This window comes from Roseibium polysiphoniae, assembly GCF_014842925.1.
In the GTDB taxonomy this organism is placed as follows: domain Bacteria; phylum Pseudomonadota; class Alphaproteobacteria; order Rhizobiales; family Stappiaceae; genus Roseibium; species Roseibium polysiphoniae.
The window spans coordinates 519798-536477 of record NZ_JACYXJ010000006.1; the positions used below are offsets into that span (position 1 = coordinate 519798).

Annotated in this window: 13 protein-coding genes; 7 read left to right on the forward strand and 6 right to left on the reverse strand. The window is 57.5% G+C overall.

The annotated features are described in order from the left end of the window. Nucleotides 1–4 precede the first annotated feature (4 nt). The 7 genes from IG617_RS18110 to IG617_RS18140 all read left to right on the forward strand — a co-directional run bounded on the left by IG617_RS18110 (nt 5) and on the right by IG617_RS18140 (nt 10802). A complete protein-coding gene (locus tag IG617_RS18110; protein WP_192110619.1) occupies nt 5–2032 on the forward strand; it encodes an acetate--CoA ligase family protein in 2028 nt (675 codons plus the stop codon). Continuing rightward, the gene (locus IG617_RS18115) at nt 2029–2814 is read left to right on the forward strand and encodes a carnitinyl-CoA dehydratase (protein ID WP_192110620.1); all 786 of its coding nucleotides are present in this window, start codon (nt 2029–2031) and stop codon (nt 2812–2814) included. Before IG617_RS18110 ends, IG617_RS18115 begins: the two co-directional genes overlap by 4 nt. A gap of 11 nt (nt 2815–2825) precedes the next feature. After that, nucleotides 2826–3743, forward strand: a complete 918-nt coding sequence (gene bcoG, locus IG617_RS18120) for a 3-dehydrocarnitine:acetyl-CoA trimethylamine transferase BcoG (protein ID WP_192110621.1) — start codon at nt 2826–2828, stop codon at nt 3741–3743. Between the two features lie 8 nt (nt 3744–3751). Beyond that, a complete protein-coding gene (locus IG617_RS18125; RefSeq protein ID WP_192110622.1) occupies nt 3752–4516 on the forward strand; it encodes an SDR family oxidoreductase in 765 nt (254 codons plus the stop codon). After that, nucleotides 4513–5937 carry a carnitine 3-dehydrogenase gene (locus IG617_RS18130; protein ID WP_192110623.1) on the forward strand — a complete coding sequence of 475 codons (1425 nt, stop codon included), beginning with the start codon at nt 4513–4515 and terminating at the stop codon, nt 5935–5937. The genes IG617_RS18125 and IG617_RS18130 overlap by 4 nt, the downstream gene beginning before the upstream one ends. Before the next feature lie 551 nt (nt 5938–6488). Next, on the forward strand, nt 6489–7640 hold the full coding sequence (locus IG617_RS18135; protein WP_192110624.1) for an efflux RND transporter periplasmic adaptor subunit: 1152 nt from the start codon (nt 6489–6491) through the stop codon (nt 7638–7640). A 39-nt stretch (nt 7641–7679) separates the two neighbouring features. Beyond that, nucleotides 7680–10802: an efflux RND transporter permease subunit gene (locus IG617_RS18140; protein ID WP_192110625.1), complete on the forward strand. Its 3123-nt coding sequence runs from the start codon at nt 7680–7682 to the stop codon at nt 10800–10802. Between the two features lie 918 nt (nt 10803–11720). Here IG617_RS18140 and IG617_RS18145 read toward each other — a convergent pair. The 6 genes from IG617_RS18145 to IG617_RS18170 all read right to left on the reverse strand — a co-directional run bounded on the left by IG617_RS18145 (nt 11721) and on the right by IG617_RS18170 (nt 16527). Then, entirely contained in the window at nt 11721–12146 is a 426-nt protein-coding gene (locus tag IG617_RS18145) for a heme-binding protein (protein ID WP_192110626.1), read from the reverse strand. Nucleotides 12147–12214: 68 nt separating this feature from the next. Next, complete coding sequence (locus IG617_RS18150) at nt 12215–12388, reverse strand: hypothetical protein (protein ID WP_192110627.1); 174 nt, start codon at nt 12386–12388, stop codon at nt 12215–12217. Further along, nucleotides 12385–13665 (reverse strand): TRAP transporter large permease, encoded by a 1281-nt coding sequence (locus IG617_RS18155; RefSeq protein WP_192110628.1) that lies wholly within the window; start codon nt 13663–13665, stop codon nt 12385–12387. The genes IG617_RS18150 and IG617_RS18155 overlap by 4 nt, the downstream gene beginning before the upstream one ends. Then, a complete protein-coding gene (locus tag IG617_RS18160; protein WP_338110028.1) occupies nt 13665–14231 on the reverse strand; it encodes a TRAP transporter small permease in 567 nt (188 codons plus the stop codon). The genes IG617_RS18155 and IG617_RS18160 overlap by 1 nt, the downstream gene beginning before the upstream one ends. 101 nt (nt 14232–14332) lie before the next feature. Further along, complete coding sequence (locus IG617_RS18165) at nt 14333–15313, reverse strand: TRAP transporter substrate-binding protein (protein ID WP_192110629.1); 981 nt, start codon at nt 15311–15313, stop codon at nt 14333–14335. 35 nt (nt 15314–15348) lie between these two features. Next, the gene (locus tag IG617_RS18170) at nt 15349–16527 is read right to left on the reverse strand and encodes a pyridoxal-phosphate-dependent aminotransferase family protein (protein ID WP_192110630.1); all 1179 of its coding nucleotides are present in this window, start codon (nt 16525–16527) and stop codon (nt 15349–15351) included. Nucleotides 16528–16680: the final 153 nt, after the last annotated feature.

Sequence of the window (16680 nt, forward strand, 5' to 3'; positions counted from 1 at the left end):
CGGGATGGCCGCGCTTGAAAGGCTGCTGGCCCCGAAGTCGATTGCCGTGATCGGCGGGGGCATATGGTGCACGAATGTCATCGGACAGTGCCGCAAAAGTGGATACGATGGTGCGCTATGGGCGGTACACCCGAGCAAAACCGAGATTGGCGGATGCGCTGCAGTGAGATCACTTGCCGACCTGCCCGAACCACCAGATGCGGCCTTCGTCGGCGTCAATCGCCACCTGACCATCGACATCGTCCGCGAATTGTCGGCGGCTGGCGCGGGCGGTGCGGTTTGCTTTGCCTCCGGCTTCAGCGAGGCTGCTGAAGAGCTTGCCGATGGCTCGGACCTTCAGTCTGAACTTCTGATCGCAGCAGGCCACATGCCGATACTTGGGCCGAACTGCTACGGCTTCATCAACGCCCTGGACGGCGCTGCTCTTTGGCCCGATCAACATGGGCTGGTCAAGGTGCCACGTGGCGTCGCGATTATCGCGCAATCGTCCAACATTGCCCTGAACCTGACAATGCAGGCGCGCGGCCTGCCGATTGCCTATTTGGTAACGGTCGGAAACCAGGCGCAAGTCGGCCTCTCCAATGTAGGGCAGGCCCTCCTGGACGATCCACGCGTGACCGCCATCGGCCTGCATATTGAAGGCATCGATGATCTGGCCGCCTTTGAAGCTTTCGCCCTAAAAGCACAAGCGTGCGGCAAGCCAATCGTGGCGCTAAAAATCGGCAGGTCTGCCCAGGCAATGGCCGCCACGATCTCCCATACGGCGTCTCTGGCTGGAAGCATGGCAGGGGCATCTGCATTGCTGAAGAGAACAGGCGTCGCGCAAGCGAACAGCCTTCCAGAACTGCTGGAAACGTTGAAGATCGTGCACACCGTTGGCCGGCTGTCTTCGGCCAAGGTTGCCTCCATGTCCTGTTCGGGCGGTGAGGCCAGCCTTATTGCTGATACGGCGACAGGCAGTGCAGTCACCTTCCCTGCCCTGACCGGCGACCAGAAGAGCAAGCTTATGGACGCTCTCGGTTCCAAGGTCGCGCTGGCCAATCCACTGGATTACCACACCTACATCTGGGGTGATATTGATGCGATGAGCCGTACCTTTGCCGCCATGATGGCGGGAGATGTGGCGCTCGGCATTGTTGTTCTGGATATTCCAAGGACCGACCGCTGCGCACCGGACGAATGGCTGAAGGTGATTGATGCCATCGAGAAGGCCATGACAATCAGCGGCAAGCCGATGGCCATTCTCAGCACGCTGGCGGAAAACATGCCAGAGCATGTCGCGAGTGATCTCATCGCCCGGAACATCGTTCCCCTCAGCGGACTGGACGAAGCAATTGCTGCTATTTCCGCAGTGAGCAAAATGGGGACCAGCTGTCGGGCGCCAATCCACATTCCTCTGCCTGTCCGAGATCCCGTACTCCTCAGTGAACACGATGCGAAGGAAACGTTGAAACATCACGGTCTGAGGCTCCCGAAGAACACATTGGCCGCTGGCAGCTTCGAGGCGGCAAGTGTCGCAAGTGACATTGGCTTTCCAGTCGTCCTTAAGGGCAACGGCATCGCCCACAAAACGGAAGCCAATGCCGTTGCCTTGAACCTTCAAAGTCCCGAGGGTGTGGAAACGGCCGCAGAAAAAATACCAGTCGACAGTTTCCTTGTTGAGGAAATGGTCACCCACGTTCTCGCCGAACTGCTTGTTGGCGTTGTGCTGGATCCCGCGCATGGCCTGGTTCTGACGTTAGCCGCCGGCGGCATTTTGACCGAGCTGCTACAGGATCGGGTCTCGCTGCTGCTGCCTGTCTCGCGTGAAGACGTAGCGTCGGCTCTTGGCCGCTTGAAATACGCGCGCGTGCTTCAAGGCTATCGCGGCAGCGCTTCGTGTGATCTGGAGGCTATTGTGGATGCGGTGATGGCCGTTCAATCCTATGCACTGTCGGGCCCGGTTGCCGAAGTTGAAATCAATCCCCTCCTATGCGGCGCGGACTTTGCCATTGCCGCCGACGCGCTGATCAAATGCGGAGCTCCCCAATGACCGATAGTCCTATCAAGACCAAGCGGGAAGGTTTCATTCTCGAAGTGACGCTGGATCGTCCAAAGGCGAATGCAATCGATCTGGCGACCAGTCAGATCATGGGCGACGTCTTTACCGAATTTCGCGACGATCCGGATCTGCGCGTGGCGATTGTGACCGGTGCTGGCGAAAAATTCTTCTGTCCCGGCTGGGACCTCAAAGCCGCAGCTGGAGGAGATGCGGTTGACGGCGACTATGGCAAGGGCGGTTTTGGCGGGCTGCAGGAACTTCGCGGTCTGAACAAGCCTGTGATCGCGGCGGTCAATGGCATCTGCTGCGGCGGGGGCCTCGAGCTCGCCCTGTCTGCCGATATCATTCTGGCCGCCGACCATGCCACATTTGCTCTCCCGGAGATCCGGTCTGGAACCGTCGCCGACGCTGCCAGCATCAAATTACCGAAGCGCATTCCTCATCACATCGCGATGGAAATGCTGTTCACCGGCCGCTGGCTGGAGGTCGAAGAGGCTGCGCGCTGGGGAATGGTCAATCATATCTATCCGGCCTCCAACCTAATGGCAGAAGCCTGGAAGCTCGCCGAGTTGCTGGCGTCCGGCCCTCCGCTCGTCTACGCGGCCATCAAGGAGATCGTGCGCGAGGCAGAAGACATGAAATTCCAGGATGCCATGAACCGCATCACGAAGAGCCAGTTTGCGACCGTGGAAACGCTCTACCGGTCCGAGGACGAAAAGGAAGGCGCCCGCGCCTTTGCCGAAAAGCGCGATCCGGTCTGGAAGGGCCGCTGAAGGAGATAAAGATGCCTTTGCAGATGAACCGAGAGGTTTTTATCACGTGTGCGGTGACCGGCTCCGGCGCGACACAGGACAAGTCCCCCCACGTTCCGCGCAGCCCGCAACAAATCGCCGACAGCGCCATTGACGCCGCCAAGGCCGGAGCCGCGGTTGTGCATTGTCATGTACGCGATCCAGAAACTGGAGCCCCCTCGCGTAGTCTCGACCTTTATCGAGAGGTGACAGATTTGATCCGGGCTGCTGATGTCGACGTGGTGTTGAACCTGACAGCTGGCATGGGCGGCGATATTGTCTTCGGCTCCACCGAAGCGCCCTTCCCGGTCAACAAGATGGCCACTGACATGATCGGCGCCACGGAGCGCATGGCGCATATCCGCGAATGCCTTCCGGAGATCTGCACGCTGGATTGCGGCACCATGAACTTCGCCGAGGCCGACTACGTCATGACCAACACCCCGGGCATGCTGAGAGCCATGGGGTCGATGATGACAGAGCTTGGCGTAAAGCCGGAAATCGAAGCCTTCGACACAGGCCACCTCTGGCTGGCCAAACAGCTCGTGAGTGAAGGCACGTTGGCCTCACCCGCCCTCGTCCAGTTGTGCATGGGCGTTCCGTGGGGCGCGCCAAACGACCTCAATACGCTTATGGCCATGGTCAATGCGATCCCGGAAGACTGGACCTGGTCCGCTTTCAGTCTCGGCCGGGACCAGATGCCCTACGCCGCGGCCTCAGTTCTCGCGGGCGGGAACGTCCGCGTTGGGCTGGAAGACAATCTGTTTCTTGAAAAGGGCGTGCTGGCAACGAACGCGCAGCTCGTCGAAAAGGCAGTCAATGTGATTGAAGGTATGGGCGCCAGGATAGCTGGCCCGGAAGCTGTACGGCAAAAGCTCGGATTGACCAAACGCGCTCCAGTGGTTCGTTGAGTCATAACATGAGCAAACGCATCGTTATCACGGGAGGCGCGGCTGGAATTGGCCGTGCGATCGCAGAACGGTTTTTACAGGACGAGAACAGGGTCGCGATTTGTGACGCTGATCCCTCCGCTGTTGCCGCGTTTCAAACGCTGTATCCTCAAGCCATTGCCAAGGTGGCTGACGTGACCAGCGAAGCCGGGATGGAAACGTTTTTCAACGACGTTGAAACAGCCTGGCAGGGCGTCGATATTGTCTGCGCCAATGCGGGAATAGGCGGCCCAGCGGGCGGTATCGAAACCCTGCAGTATGACGACTGGCAGCGTTGTATCGCAACCAATGTACATGGTTCTTTCCTGACCTGCCGGTGGGCCGCAAAGCTTATGAAAGAGCAAGGATCAGGGGCAATCGTCTTGACGTCCTCGACAGCCGGTATCATGGGATACCCTCTGCGGTCGCCCTATGCAGCGGCGAAATGGGCTGTCGTCGGGATGACCAAGACGCTTGCTATGGAGCTGGGACCTCATGGTATCCGTGTGAATGCGGTCTGTCCCGGCGCTGTTGAAGGCCCGCGCATGGATCGGATCGTTGCCAATGAAGCCGCAGCGCGCGGTGTAACCGAAGGGGAGATCCGCGCCTCCTATGTGACCGGCGTGTCCATGAAGACCTGGGTCACGGCCCAGGACGTGGCAAACACGGTCCACTTTCTGGCTTCGCAAGCTGGCAACAAAATTTCAGGGCAGGTTCTGTCCATTGATGGCAACACGGAGACATTGGCACCATGACACAAAAAGCAGCGATCATCGGTGGCGGTGTCATTGGCGGCGGATGGGCCGCACGGTTTCTCCTGAACGGCTGGGATGTGGCGGTCTTCGACACCGATCCGGAGGCACAACGCAAGATTGGCGAGGTCATTGCCAACGCCCGTCGCAGCTTGCCAGCGCTCTATGACAAGGCCCTACCTGGCGAAGGAACGCTCAGCTTTCATGATGACCTGACCTCTGCCGTCGCCAATGCAGACTGGGTACAGGAGAGCATTCCGGAAAGGCTGGGCCTGAAACACAAGGTGCTAGGCGGCCTTTCCGAGTTGGCCCCCGGAAAGGCGATCATCGGATCCTCGACCTCCGGCTTCAAGCCTTCCGAGCTCAACGAAAAAGGTGCGCGCGCGATCGTCGCCCACCCGTTCAATCCGGTCTACCTGCTGCCGCTGGTCGAGTTGGTCGGGGATCCGGTCGCGACGCAGCCGGCTGCCGACATTCTGCGCGACATCGGCATGTTTCCTCTGGTGCTGCGCAAGGAGATCGATGCGCATATTGCGGACCGCCTTCTGGAGGCTGTCTGGCGGGAAAGCCTCTGGCTGGTGAAGGACGGCGTCGCAACGACGGAGGAAATCGACGAGGCCATCCGCATGGCCTTCGGCATTCGCTGGGCGCAAATGGGCTTGTTCGAGACCTATCGCATCGCAGGCGGTGAAGCCGGAATGAAGCACTTCATGGCCCAGTTCGGCCCGGCGTTGAAATGGCCCTGGACCAAATTGATGGATGTTCCAGAGTTCACAGACGAGCTCGTCGACCTTATCGCTGGACAGTCCGATGCTCAATCAGGACACCTGTCCATTCGCGAGCTGGAACGTCTGCGCGACGACAATCTGGTTGGCATGATCCGGGCGCTGAAAAAAACCGGGTCAGGCGCTGGCGATGTGATCGCCACACACGAGGCCGCGCTTGAACATCCGTCTGCGCCAGACTTGCCCGTCACAGCAAAGCGGCAGATCCCGCAAAGCTGGACAGACTACAATGGCCATATGAATGAAGCTCATTACCTGGAAGCAGCTGCCGCGGCGACGGATCGCTTCATGGAGATGATCGGCGCGGACGCGGACTATATCGCGTCCGGAAAAAGCTACTTCACGACCGAGAACCACATCCGGTATCTAGACGAGATGCTGGCCGGAGAACAGCTGACCATCACCACGCAGGTACTGAAGGGTGAAGGCAAAAAGCTGCACCTTTTTCACATGCTTCATGGTGACAAGGGAACCATCACGGCCACCGCCGAGACCTTCCTGCTGCACGTGGATCTGAACACACGGTCCAGCTGCATGCCGACGGATGAGGTTCTTGAAAAACTGACGGCCTTTGCCGAGAAACATGCCGGTCTGCCGATGCCGGAGGGCGCGGGGCGCTACGTCGGACAACGGTCCTAGCACTAGACGATTTGCACCACAGCAGGCCCGACACGCTGTCTGAAACGGACTTCGGGTTGGGGCTGGTTTCGTGCGACTAGATTCACTATATAGTTTACATGATCGCCACGAACCTGGCATCAGCATCGTGCTTGTGCGCACGACGCTGTTCGATCTGGCCTCCCTGGATGGACCGGGTTCAGTGATCTGATCAAATGCCTCGCCGTCTCCAACTTCCGGTTGGACTTCTAACAACACCCACGACTGTCCTATTTGATGGGATGGACTTTCCTATTTCTTGGTGGTGGTTTCATGCCACAGCCAGCTTACCTGTCAGCCCGAAACATGGAATGCAGCCCGATCCGCCTGGCCCCTCCCTCGATGGCCAGAGCAGGACGCAGCAAACCATGGGGTAGCACCGTTTTGGTGCTCATTGTTCACACAGGGATCGGCCGGATCTTCACTTGGTTTGCCAGCTGAGCGATCCGTCGACCGATCCGGTTCAAGTTTCGCTGTTGTATCGGATGCCTAGGCGCCTGCCCTTTTGATTGGCATCCGCTGGAGAATTGAAAATGCTTGGTAGAAAGAACGTCATTCTGGCGTGCGCCTTGGCTATTGCGGCCGCTTCATCGACCGCCGCCTTTTCTCAGCAGAAAGGTCCTCCGCCTACCGTCACAGTGGTGACCATGCAGGCCGAAGACGTCACGCTTCGTGCCAACATGCCTGGCCGGGTTGTGGCCTATGGCGTCGCAGAAGTTCGCCCGCAGGTTTCCGGCATCATCGTCGAACGCTTGTTCAAGGAAGGCGCGACGGTCGAAAAAGGCGATCCGATGTATCTGATCGACAAGGCCGTTTATGCCGCGACCGTTGCGCAAGCCCGGGCCAGCGTTGCGCAGGCGCAAGCCACGCTGACGTCTTCCGAAAAAGAACTGAAACGTGCCAATGAGCTTTATCAGCGGAACGTTGTGAGCCAACAGTCCGTGGATGACGCAACGGCCTCGCGGGACGCTGCGCAAGCCGGGCTACTGCTCGCGCAGGCACAGCTCCTTTCGGCCGAGATCGACTTGGAGCACACCACGATCAGTGCGCCCCTTTCCGGAATTGTGGGCCGCACGCTCACGACGCAGGGTGCACTCGTAACCGCGCAGCAGTCCGAACCTCTTGCCGTCATCCGGCAGATCGACAAGGTCTATGTGGACGTGGCAGCCTCAACGGCAGACATCTTGCGCTACAACCGCTCCAAGCTGAACGGGTCGCTGGCGCAAGAAGCAAGCGGCCTTGATCCGGAAGTTACCCTGACACTCGCAGATGGTCTGACCTATGATCATACGGGGACCATGCGCGCTGCAGAGCCCCAGGTTGATCCGCAAACCGGTGTTTCGGTCATGCGGCTCGAATTCCCCAATCCCGAACAACTCCTGCTGCCCGGCCTCTACGTGAAGGCCCGTCTACCGGTGGAGATAGCCAAGAACGTGGTTCTGGCGCCGCAGGAAGGCATCAGCCGGGATCGCCGGGGCCAGCCGACTGCCCTGATCGTCAACGGCGAGAATGTGGTCGAGCAGAAGACCCTCGAAGTTTTGGGCACGCGAGACGGCAACTGGATCGTCACCGATGGCCTGAAAGCCGGTGATCGGTTGATTGTCGCGGGCCTGCAAAAAATCGCGCCCGGCGTGACGGTGAGCGCCGAAGAACGCCCTGCAAAAAACACTCTGGCGCAAAACTGAGACAAACCGGCCTAGCTTGCCGCACCAAAAAGGTTTCCTATGGCTCGTTTCTTTACCGACCGCCCGGTTTTTGCGTGGGTGATCTCCATCTTCCTCATGGGGATCGGGGTCCTCGCGATCACAATTCTGCCGGTCGCACAGTATCCCCAGATCGCTCCTCCCACAGTCGACGTCAGCGCCACCTACTCGGGGGCCTCGGCACAAACGGTCAACAATACGGTCACACAAGTGATCGAAGAGCAGATGACCGGGCTCGACGGGCTCCGCTACATCGAATCTTCGTCGACATCGACGGGCGCATCATCCGTTACCCTGACCTTCGAGACCGGCACGGATCCGGACATTGCTCAGGTGCAGGTGCAGAACAAGTTGAGCCAGGCAACACCATTGCTGCCTGAGACAGTGCAGCGGCAGGGTGTCACCGTTCAAAAATCCTCGGCCGGCTTTTTGATGGTGGCAGCACTTGTGTCCACCGACGGCGGGCTCAACGCGGTTGACCTGTCTGACTACCTCGTCTCCAACATGGTGGATCAGTTCAGCCGACTGCAGGGCGTCGGCAACATTCAGGTTTTCGGCGCGCAATATGCCATGCGCATTTGGCTGAATCCGGATCAGCTTGCCGCCTTCGAGCTCACGCCGAGCGACATCGTTCAGGCCGTCTCCGAGGAAAACGCACAGGTTTCAGCCGGGTCTTTCGGCTCGCTTCCCGCCGTCGAAGGACAGGCCCTGAACGCGACGATCACAGCCCAGTCACTGCTGTCGACCCCTGCCGATTTCGAGCAGATCGTCGTGCGTGCCGAAACCGATGGTGGCCTGGTTCTGCTTCGCGATGTCGCCCGTGTTGAAATCGGTGCGGAGAGCTACACGACGGCTGCGCGCTTTAACGGCAACCCGACGGCAGGCATGGCCATTCAGCTTGCGTCCGGTGCCAATGCGCTTGATACGGCCGAACGGGTCAAGGCGAAACTCGAAGAGGTCTCGGCCTTCTTCCCCGAGGGCGTGGAATATGTCGTTCCCTACGACACCACACCTTTCGTGAAAATCTCGATCGAAGAAGTTGTCAGCACGTTGGTCGAGGCGATCGTGCTCGTCTTCCTGGTCATGTTCCTGTTCCTGCAGAACCTCCGGGCAACGCTGATCCCGACCCTTGCGGTTCCCGTCGTGCTCCTGGGCACCTTCGGGATCATCGCCCTGTTTGGCTTCTCCATCAACACCTTGACGATGCTTGCGATGGTCCTGGCCATCGGCCTGCTGGTGGACGACGCGATCGTTGTGGTCGAGAATGTCGAGCGCATCATGGAGGAGGAAGACCTGTCTCCCTATGAGGCGACCAGGAAGTCGATGGGGCAAATTACAGGAGCTTTGATCGGCATTGCCCTCGTGCTCTCCGCCGTGTTCATTCCGATGGCTTTTTTCCCCGGCTCGACGGGCGTCATCTATCAGCAGTTCTCGATCACCATCGTCTCGGCGATGATGCTGTCGGTTGTCGTCGCCTTGACCCTGACACCGGCCCTGTGTGCCACACTCCTGCGCAAACCCAAACATGGTGCGCGCGATCGCGGCCTGAGCGGGCTGTTCAACCGCAACTTTGATCGGCTGACACACGGGTATTCCTCTTCCGTAGGCTACATCATTCGGCGGCCCCTGCGCATCGGCATCGTCTATCTCCTGATCGGGGCGGGCATGGTGGTCCTGTTTGAGCGCACCCCCACCGGCTTCCTGCCCGAAGAGGATCAGGGCATCCTCTTCACCATCGTTCAGGGCCCGACGGGCGCGACCGCAGATGTCACCGAAGGTGTCTTGAAACAGATCGAGCGCCACTATCTGGAGAACGAGGAAGAGAACATTGCGTCCGTCTTCACGGTGCGCGGTTTCAGCTTCGCCGGACAAGGCCAGAATATGGGGCTGGCTTTTGTCAGCCTGAAGGACTGGGACGAGCGCACCACGCCAGAGCGAAGCGTCCAGGCGATCGCCGGGCGTGCCTTTGGCGCCTTCTCCCAGATCCGCGAAGCTCTCGTCTTTCCGATCGTTCCCCCTGCGGTGATCGAACTCGGCAACGTCTCCGGCTTCGATTTCTACCTGCAGGCTCGCGATGGCCAGAGCCACGAAGAGCTGATCGCGGCGCGCAACCAGCTGATGGGCCTTGCGGCTCAAAGCAGTGTCATCGGCCAGATCAGGCCCAACGGGCTTGAGGACGCGACCCAGTTCAATCTCGATCTAGACTGGAGCGCGGCCGGCGCAATGGGGCTCTCGGCAACGGACGTGGGAGACATGCTGTCCATCGCCTGGGCGGGAAGTTACGTGAACGACTTCCTCGATCGCGGCCGCATCAAGCGGGTCTATGTCCAAGGCGATGCACCCTACCGGATGGTGCCGGAAGACATTGAGCAATGGCGTGTGCGGAACGACACCGGCAGTCTTGTGCCTCTGTCGAACTTCTCCTCTGCCAGCTGGAAATTCGGACCTCAGGGCCTCTATCGCTACAATGGCGTTTCTGCGGCCCAGCTTCAGGGGAGCCCGGCTGCCGGCGTCACCACCGGTGAAGCCATGGCCGAGATCGAAGCCCTCGTTGCGCAATTGCCGCCAGGCTATCAGATTGCCTGGACGGGACTTTCCCTGGAAGAACGGGAATCAGGCGATCAGGCCGGCCTGCTCTATCTCTTGTCACTCGCCGCGGTCTTCCTGTGCCTGGCAGCACTTTACGAGAGCTGGTCGATCCCCTTCTCCGTCATGCTGGCCATGCCGATCGGCCTTGCCGGGGCGCTGGCAGGCGCCTGGGTTGGCGGATTTGAAAACGGCGTCTACTTCCAGGTGGCGCTTTTGACGGTCATTGGTCTTACCGGCAAGAACGCAATCCTGATTGTAGAATTCGCCCGTGAGAAAATGGATGCCGGGGAAACTCTCTTTGAAGGTGTCGTCGATGCCTCCAAGCAGCGCTTCCGGCCGATCCTGATGACCTCCATGGCCTTCACACTTGGTGTGCTTCCCCTGGTGCTGTCCTCAGGGGCTGGCGCCGGCGGACGCACCGCCATGGGATCAGGCGTCATGGGCGGTGTCCTTTCCGCCACCTTCCTCGGCGTGCTGTTCGTTCCGCTCTTCTTCGTCGTCATTTACCGACTGACGAAGGGGTGGCGAAAGACACGCATGTCTGAAGACAGCTGAAGCCCGAAAGCACAGCTGGTCTCCTATCCAGGACCGCATCGCCAGACAACTGACGATGCGGTCCTGGCTTGTTTTGGGGCTTCAGCCCCCCACGCATGACCTCTCAAATGCACTGGCGCCCAGATGCGTCATCCTCAGCGCGGCAAGCGCCGCGGAGCATGTCTCGCTCGGGCACGACTTCGAATGCCAGGTTCAGGTGCTCATCAAACCCGCACATTCCAATCATCGCATTTTCCTAGATGGCAACGGTATTCGTCTTTGAGCCTCGACTAGGCACTATTTAGGCGAACGAATGGGATGCTGCATGAGAGTAAGACTGTACTTCTTGATGCTTCATCTAGCTTACCTTTTTGCGATTTCAGTCGATAGAAGAGCTCTAGCTAAGGTTTGAGCCACGCTGCTTCTGCCAGCGTCAAAGCCCCCCTCCCCTTCTCCCCCCTCCCAAATGCAAAAACCCCCGTCGGATTTCCGAGCGGGGGTTTTTGCATTTGGGAGGGGGGGCCTGATCACACCGAGACTTGTGCTTTTAGAACAATTCGGACTGGAAACTGGCGTAGTCGCCCAGAGTTGCCCGGCACTCAGAATTTGGTACCAGTGACTTGGCCACCGCGTTAAGGCGTTCACATAGTTTGCCAATAATACGCGCGACACTGGGCCCTGGGCAGAGCGCATATAGAACAGCATAAGTTCATTTCTTAAGCAAAATGTTAGACCACTTCAAAGGGGGATAGATCGCCTATTGGAGCGGCAGATTCATCTGGTCGCCGCAACAAACTCAGCGAGTTTTCGCAGGGTTTTTATTTTACAAAGTCTTGCTGTGCAAATTTTTGCTGAGGCAGCTCGATTGCCAACGGAGCAACGCGGCTGAAAGGCTAGACGTTGACGCTGCGTCACCGTTCTCGCCGGCTCGGGCGTCGATTAGCCTCCGTCTGCCGTAAACCCGGTGGCCTCAATTGCTGCGATTGCGCAGGTCTCGTCATTGTCGGACGAGTCACCAGTTATTCCAACCGCCCCAAGGACTTGGCCATCCTCTCTGATTAGAACGCCACCAGGAACTGGCACCAGCGATCCTTCGGCAATGCTGTTCATTGCTTGAATAAAATAGGGCTGTGACTTTGCCCGTTCAAACAGCGCACGCGAGCCGAGACCCATACCGATAGCCCCCCGCGCCTTGCCCTGCGCAATGTCAGGGCGCAGATTGCTGGTGCCATCTTCGCGGGCCAGCGCGATTAAGAATCCACCGCTGTCAAGAACCGCGATTGTGATGGGTTTCATCCCATAGCTGCGCCGCCAGTCCAATGCAGCCAAGACAATTTGCTGCGCTGTATCTAATGCAAGTTTCACTCCGTCCCCCGATCTGCGTGTACGCCTTGGCCCTTTGGGAGACTACGCCGAAATGACGGCCCCGGTTACTATAAGGCTCGCGAAATTTCTTGATTATAGCCAAGCTGTTCCGACACCTCCCGGCTATGTTGGCCCAACACAGGCGCTACTTTTCCTACTTTGACAGGTGTTTTGATGAATTTGACCTGATGTCCAATGGTTTTGACATCGCCTGCGATCGTATGATTGATCTCGTCGGTCATCGATAGAAATACTCAACGAGGAACATCGGCACAGTTGGCACATAAGTGCAGAGCATCAGCACCGCCAAGAGCACAGAGACAAACCAGATATTCACCTTGGACACCGCCCAGATATTCGCCCGCGCCACGGAGCAGGACGTGATCAGAACAGATGCGACCGGCGGTGTCTGTTGGCCAATTGCCAAGTTAAGTGTGACGACAAGACCAAAGTGCACGGGATCAATACCCGCCGCGGAGATCAGTGGGATCACAATTGGTACAACCAGAATGATCGCGGCTGCCGAGTGCAGGAAGAACCCGATGATCAGGAAAAAGAAATTCAGGATTAGCAATATCGCCCATTGCTGCGCTGTAACAGACAAAATGCCTTCCGCCAGTTGCTGAGGGATCTGCGCGCGGGTCAAAAAGCCGCCCATGAGAACCGATGCGGCAACCAAAAGCATAACGACAGCTGTTTGAATGCCGCCGTCAAGCATAGCGCGGCGCAAATGGGCTAAGTTTAGGTTGCGATACCAAGCAGAGACAACAAGTGCGGCAAACACAGCCAGGCCTGCGGCCTCTGTTGCAGTGACAAATCCGCCGAAAATCCCACCCAGAATGATCACTGGTAACGCAAAGGCTGGCATTGCATCCTTGAACGTCTCGCGGATGCGCGGAAGGTTGAATGCCTCTTCCACCGGATAGTCATAGCGTTTGGCAAAAGCATAGGCGACGCCCATCAACCCGGCAGCACCCAAGAGTCCCGGCACAACACCAGCCACAAACAATTGCTCGACTGAGGTGTTCGCAGAGGCAGCATAAAGGATCATAGGGATCGACGGCGGAATGATGATCGCCAGAGAGGCAGAGGACGACGTGACAGCGGCGGAAAACTCCTTTGAGTACCCGCGTTTTTTCATTTGTGGAATCAGGATCGAGCCCATTGCAGCGACATCGGCTACAGCCGATCCTGAGATCTCTGCAAAGAACAGCGACACGCCAATGTTGACCATCGCCAGACCGCCGCGGATGAAGCCGATGATAGCAGACACAAAATTGATCAGCCGATCCGTGATCCCGCCTGCATTCATAATGGCACCGGCCAATACAAACATCGGAATCGCGATCAATGAAAACTTGGTGGATCCATCATACATGTCCAAGGCAATGGTGACGAGACTGCCTGCGCCCTCCGTCACCAAGAGTCCAATCACGCCGCACATGGCCAGCGAAACTGCAATTGGTACGTTGATGCAAATCATCGCCAGCAGGGCGCAGAAGATTGCGGCAATCAGCATCAGGTACGATCCTTGTTCTTGATCATCTCCGCCTCAACCTCTTCCTCGATCTCCGCGTGTTCCAAGGAAACGCCGTCGGCGGTAGTTTCCCAGTAACTCGGTAAGCTAAGCAGCTGACATAGGATGAACAGGATCGCGCCGATCGGGATAATTGATTGGGTGAATTGAACCGGAACCCAGGTCAGCGAGATCAGTGTGTCACCCGCGAGCACTTCGAGAACTTGAAGCCCGGCTCGTGCCATCAGCAAAAAGAAGATCAACACGATTGCCTCGCCCACCAGCAAGGCAGCCAGACGTGCCTTGATCGGCATCGCCAAAAGCACTGTGTCAAACCCGATGTGACGACGGTGAAGCGCCGCAAGCGCCGAGCCATAGTAAGTTATCCAGGCGAGCATGATCGCGGCAACTTCATCGTACCACGAGAAACTCTGACCCGAGAGCCGTGCAATCACCGCCGAAATCACGACGACCGTTAGCAACACCATCAGCGAGATCGTGATCCATTCCAGCACTTTGCCGAGGGTCGTGACAATCCGAGGTAGGAGTGAGGATGAAAGCTGGTTCACTTCGGGCCTTGTCTTCGGTAGGAGCCAAAGGGACGCGCGCGCTGATCTGAACGACCGCAAGAGGAACAGGGCAGCGGATCGTCCGCTGCCCGTTACAAGCGCTAGTTTGAGTTCGCCAAGCCAAGCACCTGGTCGATCATGCCCTGCCCGCCTTCGACCTCGTCGGCGAATGCATTGTAGATCGGTGCAGAGGCCTCGACGAATGCATCCTTGTCAGCCTCATTCACCTCGACACCAGCAGCCTTGATGACTTCCAGCAATTCTGTTTCCAACTGAGCCGCTTTTTCGTAGGTGAAGTCCTGCGTAGACGCCGCACAGGCTGTCAGACCGGTCTGCACATCCTCTGGCAATTTCGCAAATCCTTTCTGCGAAGCGAGGATATAGGCAGGTGTGTAAACATGCCCTGTTATAGACAGGTACTTTTGGACTTCCTGAAACTTGGCTGATGCAATCTGCGCATAGGGATTTTCCTGGCCATCCATCACACCAGTTTGCAACGCGGTAAACACGTCCGAGAATGCCATTGGTGTCGGGTTTGCACCGTATTCCGTGAACATCTTGACACGCCAAACGCCATTGGGCGTACGAAGTTTGATGCCTTCGAGGTCACTCGGCACATTGATAGCGCGCGTGTTATTGGTGATGTGGCGGAAGCCGTTCTCCGCCAAACCAACGATGTGATATCCGCCACCATTTGCAGCCGCCTGAAACTTGTCCATCATCGCGTCTTGAACACGGCGCATGTGATCGCGGTCACGGATGATGTAGGGCATCTCAAAAATACCGAACGCATCGTCGACCGAAGACATAACGGACGAGGGAAGCGCGAAGTCGACCTGCCCCAGTTTCAGCTTTTGCAAAAGCTCCTTGTCCTTGCCCAACTGCGAAGAGCCGAAAGTCTGCACCTCGACTTTGCCGCCCATCGACGAATTCACACATTCTGCGAAATTGTCGACGCTTGCTTCAAACAGCGAACCTGGGTTGCCGACATGGCCAAACTTTAGCGTGATGTCAGCAGCAAACGCACTGCTTGCTCCGCCAATTGCAGCAGTCGCCGCAACAAGAATTGCCTTGATGGTCATGAGTGATTCCTCCCTAGGAAATGTGACTGTTTTCGTCACTCTGCCGCGATCTGCGTACTCTCCAGCAACGCCATCGCAGCCCCAACTCCCCCAGCGTTGTGGGGAATTTTGGCCTTTGTCAGACCCATTTCAACGCCTGCCAGTGTTGCGACCAACATGAGGTCGTTGAAGTCACCAAGATGGCCAATTCGAAATACTTTATCGGCAACCTTCGACAGGCCGTTACCCAAAGAAATGTCGTAGTGTTCCAAAGTCGTTGCTCGGAACCTATCTGCGCTATGGCCTTCTGGGACCATAACAGCCGTCAGCACGCCACTTTCCTGCCCCTGCTTGTTGCAAAGAACTTCCAAGCCCCAGGCGCGGACAGCGGCGCGCGCAGCCATTCCGTGACGCGCGTGTCGAGCAAAGACATTTTCCAGCCCTTCTTCGTGCAACATTTCAATGGCGACATTCAGTCCGTAAAGAAGGTTCGTAGCGGGCGTATACGGGAAATATCCCGTCTTGTTTGGGCCAACCATATCCGCCCAATCCCAATATGATCGCTGCAACGTAGCCGAAGCGTTCGCCGCCATGGCCTTGGCACTTATCGCGTTGAACGAAAGACCCGGCGGCAGCATGAGTCCCTTTTGCGATCCCGATACGGTGACATCAACACCCCATTCGTCGTGCTGATAGTCTATCGACGCGAGACCCGAGATTGTGTCGACCATGAACAATGCGGGATGTCCGGCGTTGTCAATCGCCTTTCGGACAGCAGCGATCGGCGAGACGCCCCCCGTAGATGTCTCGTTGTGAACAACGCAAACTGCTTTGATCTCATGATTTTTATCTTCAGCAAGGTATGCCTCGATCTGGTCCGGATCGGCACCGCCGCGCCAGTCGCCTTCAATGAACTCGGGCTTCAAGCCCAGTTTCTCGGCAATCTTTTTCCACAAAGTCGCAAAATGTCCGGTTTCAAACATCAGCACCCGGTCGCCCGGCGACAACACATTGACAAGCGCCGCCTCCCATCCGCCGGTACCTGACGACGGATAGATCACGACATTCTGCTGGGTCTTGAAGATGGTTTTGATCCCTTCCAGGGCCTGTGCACCAACTTTGCCGAATGCTGGTCCTCTGTGATCAATCACCTGACCAGAGATCGCGCGCAATATGCGATCGGGGACCGAACTTGGGCCGGGAATTTGCAGAAAATGGCGACCAGCTTGTCTCATAAATCGAACCTTGTGGGACGTGCGTTTCAACTTGCATCACAGAATGACATTGACGTTGTGAATATACAATTTTTAATTCATAATTCAATTTAAGATTTTCCAGATCAAGGACCCCACCGTTGAACGATATTGCTCGTGAGCTTTCTAAAAGAG

Excerpts from the sequence above, each read along its gene's own strand:
- IG617_RS18140 (WP_192110625.1), top strand. The coding sequence starts at position 7,680 with ATGGCTCGTTTCTTTACCGACCGCCCGGTTTTTGCGTGGGTGATCTCC.
- IG617_RS18115 (WP_192110620.1), top strand. The coding sequence starts at position 2,029 with ATGACCGATAGTCCTATCAAGACCAAGCGGGAAGGTTTCATTCTCGAA.
- IG617_RS18135 (WP_192110624.1), top strand. The coding sequence starts at position 6,489 with ATGCTTGGTAGAAAGAACGTCATTCTGGCGTGCGCCTTGGCTATTGCG.
- IG617_RS18110 (WP_192110619.1), top strand. The coding sequence starts at position 5 with ATGGCCGCGCTTGAAAGGCTGCTGGCCCCGAAGTCGATTGCCGTGATC.
- bcoG (WP_192110621.1), top strand. The coding sequence starts at position 2,826 with ATGCCTTTGCAGATGAACCGAGAGGTTTTTATCACGTGTGCGGTGACC.
- IG617_RS18170 (WP_192110630.1), bottom strand. The coding sequence starts at position 16,527 with ATGAGACAAGCTGGTCGCCATTTTCTGCAAATTCCCGGCCCAAGTTCG.
- IG617_RS18130 (WP_192110623.1), top strand. The coding sequence starts at position 4,513 with ATGACACAAAAAGCAGCGATCATCGGTGGCGGTGTCATTGGCGGCGGA.
- IG617_RS18165 (WP_192110629.1), bottom strand. The coding sequence starts at position 15,313 with ATGACCATCAAGGCAATTCTTGTTGCGGCGACTGCTGCAATTGGCGGA.
- IG617_RS18155 (WP_192110628.1), bottom strand. The coding sequence starts at position 13,665 with ATGCTGATTGCCGCAATCTTCTGCGCCCTGCTGGCGATGATTTGCATC.
- IG617_RS18125 (WP_192110622.1), top strand. The coding sequence starts at position 3,752 with ATGAGCAAACGCATCGTTATCACGGGAGGCGCGGCTGGAATTGGCCGT.
- IG617_RS18150 (WP_192110627.1), bottom strand. The coding sequence starts at position 12,388 with ATGACCGACGAGATCAATCATACGATCGCAGGCGATGTCAAAACCATT.